Here is a 12,002-nt window from a genome sequence, read left to right on the forward strand (position 1 = left end):
AGAAAAGAGTTAATGTAGATTTCCTACAAATAGTAGAGGCGGAGAATTTACATTCATAACGGTAGAGGAAGTGGCAGTAGATGAAAGAGTATATAGCGTTTGATATTGGCGGTACGCAAATTAAGTATGGCATTGTTTCAGAAATAGGGAGAGTATTAAAGCGTAAAACAGTTGCAACAGAAATTCATTTAGGCGGAGAACAAATTATTCAAAAACTGATATATGTATCAAAAAAAATAATGAATGAACATACTATTGCAGGAATTGGTATTAGCACCACGGGGATTGTTGATATTAGTAAAGGAATTGTGACGGGAGGTGCGGATCATATTCCGGGATATCGTACTATTCCTATTATTGATAGATTGCAAGAGATATTAAAAGTTCCAGTATCGATTGACAATGATGTGAATTGTGCAGCGTTTGGAGAAAAATGGAATGGTAGTGGAAGAGAGAAAGAGAACTTTATTATGCTCACCCTTGGAACAGGGATTGGGGGAGCGATTTTTATAGACGGAGAATTGTACCGAGGACATTCATTTAGTGCTGGTGAATGGGGGAATATGTTAATAGAAGGAAAACAGTTTGAAGAGGTTGCCTCGATTTCAGGATTAATTCGTCTTGTCAGAAAATATAAAGGCAAAGGCGAGTGGAATGGGAGATTAATTTTCGAGTTGTATGATAAAGGAGATCGGGAAGTTGCTCAAGCAGTTAGGATCTTCTTTAAACATTTGGCAATCGGAATTAGTAATCTTGCTTATATTTTCAATCCAGAAAAGATTATTATTGGTGGAGGAATTACCGATAGAGGAAATGAGTTTTTAAAAGAAGTAAAAGAAGAGGTCAGTAAATACTTAAATCAAGAGATTTATAATAATTGTGAGATTGAACTTGCACAAAACGGTAATTGTGCAGGAATGATTGGTGCTATTTACCACTTCTTACATCATCATAAGTAAATTATATGAATGTTTTCATATAACTGAGAATTTATCCTTTTTATCGCTAGGTAAATAATGCTACAATATAAGAGAAGAATACAATATTTTCCGATTTGGAAAATGCTTTGTAGAAAGGGAGAAACTTCATGCCTATTATTTTAGAAAAAGGTCAAAAGATCGATTTAACGAAAGGACAACCAAAAGTAGCAAAACTACAGGTTGGCTTAGGCTGGGATCCAATTGGGCAATCAGGTGGATTTCTGTCTTCATTATTTGGAAGTAAACCAAATGTAGATTGTGATGCATCTGTTGTTATGTTAGAAGGAGATCGTTTTTTAAACAAAAATGATTTAGTTTACTTCGGAAACAAACTTTCTACTTGTGGTAGTATTATTCATTCAGGAGATAATTTAACAGGTGAAGGCGCTGGTGATGACGAAACAATTTTCGTAGAATTACATAAAGTTCCGAGCCGTATTAATCGTTTAGTATTCGTTGTAAATATTTATGACTGTGTAAATCGTCGTCAAGATTTCGGGATGATTCGTAATGCATATATTCGTATTCAAAACCCGCAAACTGGTGAAGAATTAGCACGCTATAATTTATCGGATAATTATGCTGGCAAAACGACTCTAATTGCAGGTGAAATGTATCGTCACGGAAGTGAATGGAAGTTTTCAGCTGTTGGAGAAGGCACACAAGATAAAAACTTAAGTGAGATTGTATCACGTTATCAATAAAATAAACCGAGGAGGAATTGAATATGGCATCAATTTCATTGAAAAAAGGACAAAAGGTAGACTTAACAAAAACGAATCCGGGTCTTTCAAAAGTTCTTGTAGGACTAGGTTGGGATACGAATCGTTATGACGGACAAAACGATTTCGATTTAGATGTTAGTATTTTTTTAGTAGGTGCTAACGGTAAAGTTTCAGGTGCAGAGGATTTCGTCTTCTATAATAACCCAAAAGGTGCGAATGGTGCTGTCGAGCATTTAGGAGATAACCGAACTGGCGAAGGTGAAGGTGATGACGAATCGATCAAAGTAGATTTGAAAAATGTACCTGCACATATCGAACGTATTTGTTTCACAATTACAATCTATGATGGAGAAGGTCGTAGCCAAAACTTCGGACAAGTTTCTAACTCTTTCGTACGTATTTTAGATGAAGAAAAGAATGCAGAATTAATTCGTTACGATTTAGGAGAAGATTTCTCTATTGAAACAGCCGTAGTAGTAGGTGAATTATACCGTCATGCAGGTGACTGGAAATTCAATGCAATCGGAAGTGGATTCCAAGGTGGATTAGCGTCTCTATGTAATAACTTTGGTTTAGACGTAGAGTAATAGATTTAATTTATATATCCATCGGTGAAATGTATGTTTACCGATGGATATATTTTAAAGATAAAAATATAGAGGTGAATATAGATGGTTATTCAATTACAAAAAGGACAGAAAATTGATTTGGGTAAGACAAGCCCTGGTTTAACAAAAGCAGTAATTGGTCTTGGATGGGATATTAAATCTTATGACGGTGGATCAGATTTCGATTTAGATGCATCTGCCTTTTTATTAGATGCAAACGGAAAATGTACGAAGGAAACTGATTTTATCTTCTATAATAATTTACAGTCTCCTTGTGGATCTGTTTTACATACAGGAGATAACCGTACAGGTGAAGGTGAAGGTGACGATGAGCAACTTGTTGTGGACTTAAAGAAAGTTCCAGCAGATGTGCACAGAATTGCTATTACAGTTACGATTTATGATGCAGAAGGCCGTAGTCAAAACTTTGGACAAGTAGGAAATGCGTTTGTTCGTTTAGCAAATGAAGAGACGAATGAAGAAGTTCTTCGTTTTGATTTAGGGGAAGATTTCTCCATCGAAACAGCAGTTGTCTTTTGTGAATTATACCGTCATAATGGACAGTGGAAGTTTAATGCAGTAGGAAGTGGATTCCAAGGTGGTTTAGGTGCGCTTGTAAGAGCGTATGGCTTGGATGCATAGAAAGGAAACGATATTCGTTTCCTTTTTTTGACCTTTCTATAAATCTAGCAAAGAATAGGGGATAAAGGTAAGATGAGTATTTTGCAAGGAATCCTTGATACGTATGCTCAGTTTTTCGACTTGGACATGTGGATTAAAGTGTTGCAAGATCCAGTATCTTGGGGATTAATAGGTACACTTGTTGTACTTGAAGGTTTGTTATCTGCTGATAACGCACTTGTGTTAGCAGTAATGGTAAAACATCTTCCGGAAGAAAAACGTAAAAAAGCATTATTCTATGGACTTATTGGAGCTTATGTGTTCCGCTTTATTGCAATTGGAATTGGAATGTTCTTAATTAAATTATGGTGGGTAAAACTTCTTGGTGCACTTTACCTTGCTTGGTTATCAGTAAAATACTTTATTGATAAGCGTAAAGGTGCAAGTGAAGAAGACGAAGCTCACGGTATGAATCAAAACAGTATTCTCTTTAGAATGTTCGGTGTCTTCTGGGGAACAGTTGCGATGGTTGAATTAATGGATATCGCATTCTCTGTAGATAGCGTACTTGCTGCATTTGGTGTATCTAATGAAGTTTGGATTTTATTATTAGGCGGAATGCTCGGTATTTTAATGATGCGTGGTATCGCTGGTGTATTCTTAAAATTGTTAGAGCGTATTCCAGAGCTTGAAACGACAGCATATATTTTAATCTTAATTATCGCATCGAAAATGTTACTGTCTTTAATCAAGATTGAGGTTAGTCATACACTATTCTTTATTATTTTAGTTGTAGCATTTGGAGCAACATTTATACTTCACTACATGAAGAATTCTGGACAAGCTAAAGAAGAAGTTGCAGCTACTAAAGAAGACCATAAATAATTGAAATGGGTTTGCTCGTTTTGTGAGCGCCCATTTTTTATAACCAAAAATAGTTTATAATAGAAGAAAGACTTAGAAAAAACGTAAATGTTTTTGGAGGTGAACTGTTGTGTTTTCACGTTTTACACTTCAACCATATGCATTAAAAGATGAATCGGATTTAAAGCAATTTGAAACACTTTTAGAAAAACGCCCACAATATGAGCTGACAGAGAATGAAATGAAATTTAGTTATATAGCATGTCGAATCCTTGGCGTTCCTAATGATGTAGATGAATATTTTAATGAACTGTTTGATTATAGTGAAGCGAAAGGAATTGAAGTTTTACACGAACAAAATTTAAACAAAGTGATTGATTCGGAAAAGCTTCGTCATATTCAAGAAGTGTTCGGATTACATCAAGAAGCACCAAATGGTCTGACAGTAAATAGGCTAGTTGCACACTTATCTGGGAAACAACTTTTACCGAAAGTAGACAATCCTGATTTACAGCATTACATACATGCGACGTTCATTTCAGTATTGAAATTATATGAGAAACAACATAATCAGTCGTTAAAGACAGAAGGCTTCCGTCGTTTCTTAATCGACATAATTAAACTAAGCGAAAATTACGTAGCGAAGTGGTTCTCTACGATTAATTATAAGAAACAAATGCCGCGTATCGTTTGGTATGGTGATGCACAGGAAAGCCGTATATATTTCTTATATTTTCTTATTATGCTCGGTTGTGATGTGCTTTATTATCACCCCGAAGGAAAAGATGGATTTGAAAATATTGATGAAGAGGGAAGAACTTTTGTTGTATCTCATCCGGGTCGCATTTCGCTTGAACCATTCCCTGATCGTCGACGTGAGCGTGTTGCAACAGTAGCGTATCAAGCTTCGAAAGAAATTGAACAAGTACTTCACCACGATAATTCACTATTATATAAACCGTGGCAATTTCGTTCGTATACACCTGTAGCACGTACGTTAAAAACGACATATGATGAACTCTTTTTAATTACGAAAGAAAAGGCATTTGTACGTCCGACATTTTATGTTGAAAATAAACATATTTATATTCCTTCTTTATTTGCGAAAATATCAGGCGTTTCAAAGAATGATAAAGAATATTTTCAACGATTAAAGGTTGTTACATCATTTGATAACAGTTTATTAATTAATACATTCCCGTTTACGAAAGAGCAGAAAGCAAATTTCCAATATCATTATCGAGATGCATTGGACCGAGCCGGGAAATTACATCCTGATCTAATTATGAATAGCCATTGGTGGCCGCATAAGCGTTTACCGGAAGGTTTACAACATGGGATTGCAGAGGCGATTATCCATACGTGCGAAAGTGAAATGTGCAAACCAATTGCGAAAGAAACGAAACAAGATGTAGCACTGTATGTTTTCGCACAACTTTCTCAAATACCACCTAATATTTTAGAGCAGCTTGAGAAATTTGATTATTCACAAGATGTACCGAAAATTGTTATATTTAATAATGAGAAGAGCGGAGAATTAACTCGTTCTGACGCTGTTTTATTACTATTTTTGAATCAAATTGGAGTAGATGTATTCCATTTCAATCCCACGGGCAGAAACGATATTGAACCGTATGTTGAAGCAGGAGCATTTGATTCCCATTGGCTTGAAGAAGTTAATTTCGATCTTGAGTTTCATGGTTCATCAGCCTATAAAAATTTATCACAAACAATAAAAGGACTATTTCGTCCATTTTTATAAGGAAAGGGAGAATACCATATGAATAACCCAGTCGTACTAGATTCGAAAACTGAATTGAATGAGCAAACCGCACAAGATGTTCGCTTGCAACTTAGACAAGATGCAGATGTGCAACGTATTTATAACGCAGTAGATATTAAAGATCAACTGGAATTAATTGAACTTGGAAAAGAACCTTCTATGGAAATTTCACGTTTCGCTGATCAAATTTTACATACAATGTCTCTATCAAAGATAGAAGATTCTGGTGAATTGTTAAAGCAACTTGGTAAAATTATGGACAGATTTGATAGTAAAGACTTTGCGGAAGAAAAAAGTGGTTTCTTCTCGCGCATGTTCAAAAAAGCGGATAAAATGATAGAACAAATCTTTAGTAAATATCAAACGATGGGCCGCGAAATTGATAAAGTTTATGTGGAAATTACGAAGTACCAAGATGAGATGAAAAAATCAATTGGTACGTTAGATGGCTTGTATGAGCAAAACTTAAAATATTATTTAGACTTAGAGAAGTATGTAGTAGCAGGAGAAATGTTATTAGAGCGTTTAAATACAGAATTAGTTCCGATGTATGAAGAGCGCGTGCGTAATAATGATCAATTAGCAGGTATTGAATTAGAGTCGCTTAAAAACTCGGTTGAAATTTTAGAGCAACGTATTGATGATTTAGAAAAAGCGCGTATGGTTGCGCTACTTACAGCTCCGCAAATTCGCATGATTCAACGTGGTAATAATAAATTAATTGGTAAAATCAATACAGCATTTATTACAACGATTCCTATCTTTAAAAATGGTATCATTCAAGCAGTAAATGCGAAACGTCAAAAGCTTGTTGCAGATTCTATGGCTGAACTTGATCGCCGTACAAATGAATTACTTAAGAAAAATGCACAAAATATCGCAACGCAAAGTGTAGAAGTAGCGAGATTATCAGGTTCTTCTAGTATTAAAATGGAAACACTTGAGGAAACTTGGAACATTATTTCAAGAGGTATGCAAGAAACACAACAAATTGAAGAACAAAATAAACGTGAGCGTGAAGAAAGTCGCAAGCGTATGGCTACATTAACAGAGAATATCAAAAAAGAATTACAAGGATAAATGAAAAGGCAATGAGGAATAGTCCTCATTGCCTTTTAGTTTCTCTTCACTAATTTAATAATCTCATTCACAACAAGTGGAATGATAATTAATAAGAGAACAAATCCCCAATCTCGCATCGTTAATGCATGTACACCGAATATATTTGCAAGGGGCGGGATGGAGATGATACAAACTTGCATAAGAACACCGATAAGAAGGGAGAAGACTAAATATTTATTTGTAAAGATCCCAATTGAAAAAATCGATTTCGTTCTTGAACGCAAGTTAAATGAATGAACAAGCTGAGAAAAACTAAGAACGACAAATGCCATCGTTTGGGCATGTAATAGAGCATCCTCATCAATTCGCTCTGGGAAAAGAGGGAATAAATTTGTATCTCCAGTATAGAATTTTGCTCCGGCAATAAAAGCTATTAGCGTTAAAAGTCCAATGACAAGCCCATTGAAAACAAGAAAAGGAACGCTACCACTAAATAAGCTTTCTTTCGCATGTCGTGGTTTTTCCTTCATCACATCTGGATCTTCAGGATCAACCCCAAGTGATAATGCAGGCAGTGTATCTGTAATTAAATTTACCCACAAAATATGAATAGGTCGTAGGGGTGTTGCCCAGCCAAGTAAAATCGCTAAAAATAAAGCGATAATTTCTCCGAAGTTACAAGAGAGTAGGAAGAGAATTGATTTTTTTATGTTACGATAAATATTTCTACCTTCCTCAACAGCTTTCACGATAGATGAGAAATTATCATCTGTTAACACGACGTCCGCTGCTCCTTTTGCGACATCTGTTCCTGTAATGCCCATCGCTACGCCAACATCAGCTTGCTTTAAAGATGGTGCATCATTGACACCATCACCAGTCATAGAAACGATATTTCCTTTTGCGCGTAATGCCTTTACAATTTTCACTTTATGCTCTGGAGAGACTCTAGCGAATACATTTAAATGATTAATTTTGCTAGCTAGTTCTGTATCTGAAATGTTATCTAATTCAGTTCCAATCATAATTTCAGATATTTCTTCAGCAATGCCAAGTTCTTTAGCAATTGCAAAGGCGGTATCTTTATGGTCACCGGTAATCATAACTGTGCGAATACCGGCTTTTTTACATTCTGTAATTGAATCTTTCACTTCAGTTCGCGGTGGATCAATCATACCGACAAGACCGATAAAGATAAGATTTTCTTCAAGATGATTTATATCCACATCGTTTGAATTGTATTTTTTAAATGCGAATGAAAGTACTCTTAAAGCTTCTTGAGACATTGCTCCGGCAGATTCTAATATTTGATTTTTATCGGAATCAGTTAAAATCTCGATTTTGCCGTTTTTAAAAATATGGGTACATCGAGGTAAGAGCTTATCGATAGCACCTTTCGTCATGCTATAGCAGTTTTCATCGTATGTATGCACGGTTGACATCATTTTACGATCTGAGTCGAAAGGTAGCTCGTTAACACGTTCATGTATCTTTTCTAAATGATCTTTTTGCATGTTAAAAATGCTTCCGGCCACCAGAAGAGCAATTTCAGTCGGGTCCCCGGTTTGTGATTCGTTATTGTAAGACGCATCATTACATAGCACCATATTCTCTAACAATAAACGTTGCGTATCATTATTTACATTCAAATGTTCTAAGTGATCGTATGTGTTATCACTATAAAAGTGAGTAACGGTCATTTTATTTTGTGTTAACGTACCTGTTTTATCTGAACAAATAATTGTGACAGAACCGAGAGCTTCAACAGCTGGTAGTTTCCGAATGATAACATTTTGTTTAATCATACGCTGCACACCAATTGCAAGAACGATGGAAACGATAGCTGGCAAACCTTCTGGAATAGCTGCAACGGCTAAACTGATTGCAGTCATAAACATTTCTAGTGTATCTCGTCCTTGTAAAAAGCCGATGAGAAACATAACGATACAAATAGCTACAGCAACAAAACCTAAATACTTTCCGACTTGTGCTAAGCTTTTTTGAAGTGGTGTCATATCATCGTCTGCTTCATGTAACAGGGTAGCAATCTTACCAATTTGTGAGTTCATTCCAGTTTCAACAGCAACACCGACGCCTCTTCCATATGTTACAAGAGTAGACATAAAGGCCATGTTTTTTTGATCGCCGAGTGGTACTTGTTCATCACTTTGCATGGAAGGATGGTAGATTGCATCTTTATCAACAGGGACAGATTCCCCAGTTAGAGCAGATTCTTCAACTTTTAAATTTGCGGTTTCGATAAGGCGTAAATCGCATGGGATATATCGTCCGGCGTCGAGCATAACGATATCACCTGGAACGACGTGCTCAGATGGAATTTCTTTTAGTTCACCATCTCGCTTGACGATTGCTTTAGGTGTCGCCATCTTCTTCAATGCCTCTAAGGCTTGTTCTGCTTTCGATTCTTGGACAACACCGATAACAGCATTTAAAACTACAACGAGTGCAATAATACTTGCATCAGCCCATTCACCTACAAAGGCGGAAATAAGGGCTGCAATAATAAGGACATATACGAGAACGTCATTAATTTGGGCGAAAATACGTTGCCATAAAGTGCGTTTTTGTTTTGTAGCTAATTCATTAGAACCGTATTGCTTTAAACGTTCATTTACAATTTCATCTGTTAAACCGTGTTGTTCATTTGTTTCTAGGTCGATTAATGTTTGATCTTTCGTCTTACTGTACCAATTGCTCATAAGTAAGCACCTCCAGTAAAAACAGTTAGCAATGGTAGTGTTGCTATTATTTGTGAGTAGTATGTATGGAGAAAAAATCTAAGGTGAGGTTCTACTTCTATTGTACAATATTTTACAGTTGGTTGAGGGAAAGAGAAGAGTTGTCATGAATTTGTTGGAAATAAAAAAGAGCCTCATATAAGAGAGGCTCTTTTTACTTTTTAATTAATGTACCTAATTCTTCTGTAATAGCTTGCATTTCACTAATACTGAATGTTTCACGCTTCATAACATGATCATAAATGTCACGTAAATCTTCGTACATTTCTTCGTTAAAACTAGCAGCTCTCATCGCTCCAGCATTAACCATACGCAATTTTTCTTTAATAGCTTCAACCATATATTCAACGTTTTTTTCTGACTTTACGGATAAATCCACCGAAGTGTCCCCCTTTAAAATAACATAAGGCTATCTTAACATTTTTTATCATTTTCGTTAATGAATCTTTTCAATCCTCTTAAATTAGTAGGGATTTCCTTTATATTTAATAATTGGTTGTTTATACTATAAGTATATATGAAGAAATGCACCAAGAAGGGAAGAAACAAAAATATGGTTCAAGTATTGTTTGTTTGTCTTGGGAACATTTGCCGTTCTCCGATGGCAGAAGCGATTTTTCGAAATCTTGTCGTAAAAGAGGGACTCGAAGAGAAAATTGTCATTGATTCTGCAGGAACTGGAGATTGGCACGTTGGTCATCCGCCACATAAAGGAACACAAAAAATTTTAAAAGAAAATGCAGTCACTTTTGAAGGAATTAAAGCAAGGCAAGTAGAAAAAGAAGACTTAACAAAGTTTGATTATATTATTGCCATGGACAACAAGAATATAGCAGATTTAAAAAGTTTAGGTAAAACTGGAGGCTATATTGGTAGGCTGTCCGACTTTGTTCCAGACGGTGGCTGGACAGACGTTCCTGACCCTTACTATACAGGGAATTTCCAAGAAGTATATGACCTTGTAACAGAAGGGTGTGCAAAGCTATTAGCTTTCATTCGAAATGAACAAGGAATATGAGGAAGCTTAGAAAGAAATACTTTCTAACATAAGAAATGAAAGGGTGAAGGAATATGGCAAAGAAAAATAATATTGCTCGAAACATTGCGATTGGTGTAGCGGCAGGTGTAGCTGTATCCATGTTAAAGAAAGAAAACCGTGAAAAAGTAAAAAATACAGCAGAAAAAGCAAAAACAAAGATGATTGAAATTGGTGAAAATGCAAAGATCAAAGAAAAGGTGCAAACTGTTACAGATAAAGGACGCGAACTTGCTGATTTCAATGTGGTAAAAGCGAAAGTAGCAGAAATTAAAAAATTAACGCCATCTGTTGTAGAGACGTTAAAAGAAACGAAAGAAATTTTTAGTAAGAAAAAAGTTGAGTCAGAAGAAAAGCCAGAAACGATTGAAATTCAAGCTGTATCTCCAAAGGTAGATGAGCTGAAAGCAGAAGAAGAGCCAGTAGTTGCTGAAGATGGTGGTATGAAAGAAGCGCGTGAATTATTTATGAAAGACTCAAATAAAGAGGAAAAAAAAACTGAAGCGTACATTGAGTTGAAGCAAGATAAAGAAGAGAAGAAAAGCGTTTAAACATATATGAGAAAAATTTTAGAAAAGGTGAGAAGAAATCGTACTTATTCGTTTGGTAAAGATTTGTATGACCGGACGATGCGCGATGATGTAGCGGGCTTGGCAGCACAGCTCGCTTATTTCTTCTTGCTTGCAATTTTTCCTGGGCTCGTTTTCTTAATTACGCTTCTTGGATTTATCCCCATTCAAACAGAGGATGTGCTTAGTTTATTAGAGGTTTATGTACCAGATGATGCAATGAACTTAATTGAGGTAAATGTAGATAAAGTTGTAAACCAGCAAAATGGTGGTTTATTATCGTTTGGTTTATTATCTATGTTATGGTTTGCCTCAAATGGTGTTAATGCGGTTATGAATGCTTTTAACCGCGCTTATGATGTGAAGGAAACACGTTCTTTTATTACAACAAGAGCGTTATCAATTGTGTTTACATTAGCTATCATTTTTATGATTGTCTTTGCGTTAATTGTCCCAGTATTCGGACAAGTTATTGGAGCAGCAGTGTTTAAAGCACTCGGTTTATCAGATAGTTTCTCTTTCGTATGGAGCATTACACGATTAGTAGCGAGTTTCTTCGTGTTATTTGCATTGTTTAGTTTTTTATATACATTTGCACCAGATCGAAAATTAAAAAGAAGAGAAGTTATTTCAGGGGCGTTATTTGCTACTGTAGGATGGATTGTGGTATCGTACTCATTTGCTTATTATGTAGATAAGTTTGCAAATTACGCCAATACATATGGTGGTCTCGGTGGTATCATTATTTTAATGTTATGGTTTTATTTAACTGGATGGGTAATTTTACTTGGCGGTGAAATTAATGGTTTACTCCATCATTATAGAACGGGTGACAATAATTCCCGTAATGAAAAGTGAGCTCTTGTTCCATAATAATAGGGAACAGGGGGGATATTTCATGAGTAATAATAAAAAGAACCATAATAATAAAAATAACAATAAACAAAAAAGCAGTTCGCATCCAAAGCATAAAACGAGTAGCAGTGCGAATGGGC

The 12,002-nt window shown here is 35.7% G+C and carries 12 protein-coding genes; 10 read left to right on the forward strand and 2 right to left on the reverse strand.

All coding sequences use genetic code 11. The annotated features are described in order from the left end of the window. The first annotated feature begins 80 nt into the window (after positions 1–80). From JFU02_RS21685 to JFU02_RS21715, 7 genes are all read left to right on the forward strand, one after another. On the forward strand, positions 81–959 hold the full coding sequence (locus tag JFU02_RS21685; protein ID WP_000666111.1) for an ROK family protein: 879 nt from the start codon (positions 81–83) through the stop codon (positions 957–959). A 128-nt stretch (positions 960–1,087) separates the two neighbouring features. After that, on the forward strand, positions 1,088–1,684 hold the full coding sequence (locus tag JFU02_RS21690; RefSeq protein ID WP_001121586.1) for a TerD family protein: 597 nt from the start codon (positions 1,088–1,090) through the stop codon (positions 1,682–1,684). A gap of 23 nt (positions 1,685–1,707) precedes the next feature. Next, entirely contained in the window at positions 1,708–2,292 is a 585-nt protein-coding gene (locus JFU02_RS21695; protein ID WP_000146729.1) for a TerD family protein, read from the forward strand. Between the two features lie 84 nt (positions 2,293–2,376). Continuing rightward, positions 2,377–2,955 (forward strand): TerD family protein, encoded by a 579-nt coding sequence (locus JFU02_RS21700; RefSeq protein WP_000236653.1) that lies wholly within the window; start codon positions 2,377–2,379, stop codon positions 2,953–2,955. A 72-nt stretch (positions 2,956–3,027) separates the two neighbouring features. Then, on the forward strand, positions 3,028–3,819 hold the full coding sequence (locus JFU02_RS21705) for a TerC family protein (protein ID WP_000025706.1): 792 nt from the start codon (positions 3,028–3,030) through the stop codon (positions 3,817–3,819). A gap of 109 nt (positions 3,820–3,928) precedes the next feature. Then, complete coding sequence (locus JFU02_RS21710; RefSeq protein WP_000492855.1) at positions 3,929–5,560, forward strand: YceG family protein; 1,632 nt, start codon at positions 3,929–3,931, stop codon at positions 5,558–5,560. 18 nt (positions 5,561–5,578) lie between these two features. Then, the gene (locus JFU02_RS21715; RefSeq protein ID WP_001064413.1) at positions 5,579–6,661 is read left to right on the forward strand and encodes a toxic anion resistance protein; all 1,083 of its coding nucleotides are present in this window, start codon (positions 5,579–5,581) and stop codon (positions 6,659–6,661) included. A gap of 35 nt (positions 6,662–6,696) precedes the next feature. Here the strand turns inward: JFU02_RS21715 and JFU02_RS21720 are convergent, their stop codons facing one another. Then, complete coding sequence (locus tag JFU02_RS21720) at positions 6,697–9,363, reverse strand: cation-translocating P-type ATPase (protein ID WP_098316756.1); 2,667 nt, start codon at positions 9,361–9,363, stop codon at positions 6,697–6,699. Positions 9,364–9,556: 193 nt separating this feature from the next. Next, complete coding sequence (locus JFU02_RS21725) at positions 9,557–9,781, reverse strand: DUF1128 domain-containing protein (protein WP_000366200.1); 225 nt, start codon at positions 9,779–9,781, stop codon at positions 9,557–9,559. A gap of 174 nt (positions 9,782–9,955) precedes the next feature. On the opposite strand from JFU02_RS21725, the gene JFU02_RS21730 reads away from it, so the two are divergent. The 3 genes from JFU02_RS21730 to JFU02_RS21740 are packed head-to-tail and all read left to right on the forward strand — an operon-like array spanning position 9,956 to position 11,865. Then, positions 9,956–10,420: a low molecular weight protein-tyrosine-phosphatase gene (locus JFU02_RS21730; protein WP_000250916.1), complete on the forward strand. Its 465-nt coding sequence runs from the start codon at positions 9,956–9,958 to the stop codon at positions 10,418–10,420. 53 nt (positions 10,421–10,473) lie between these two features. Then, entirely contained in the window at positions 10,474–10,989 is a 516-nt protein-coding gene (locus tag JFU02_RS21735; protein ID WP_001085391.1) for a DUF4075 domain-containing protein, read from the forward strand. 6 nt (positions 10,990–10,995) lie between these two features. Continuing rightward, positions 10,996–11,865, forward strand: a complete 870-nt coding sequence (locus tag JFU02_RS21740) for a YihY/virulence factor BrkB family protein (RefSeq protein WP_001226537.1) — start codon at positions 10,996–10,998, stop codon at positions 11,863–11,865. Positions 11,866–12,002 lie beyond the last annotated feature (137 nt).

The organism is Bacillus sp. TH13 (assembly GCF_016651175.1).
Taxonomy (GTDB): Bacteria; Bacillota; Bacilli; order Bacillales; family Bacillaceae_G; genus Bacillus_A; species Bacillus_A thuringiensis_S.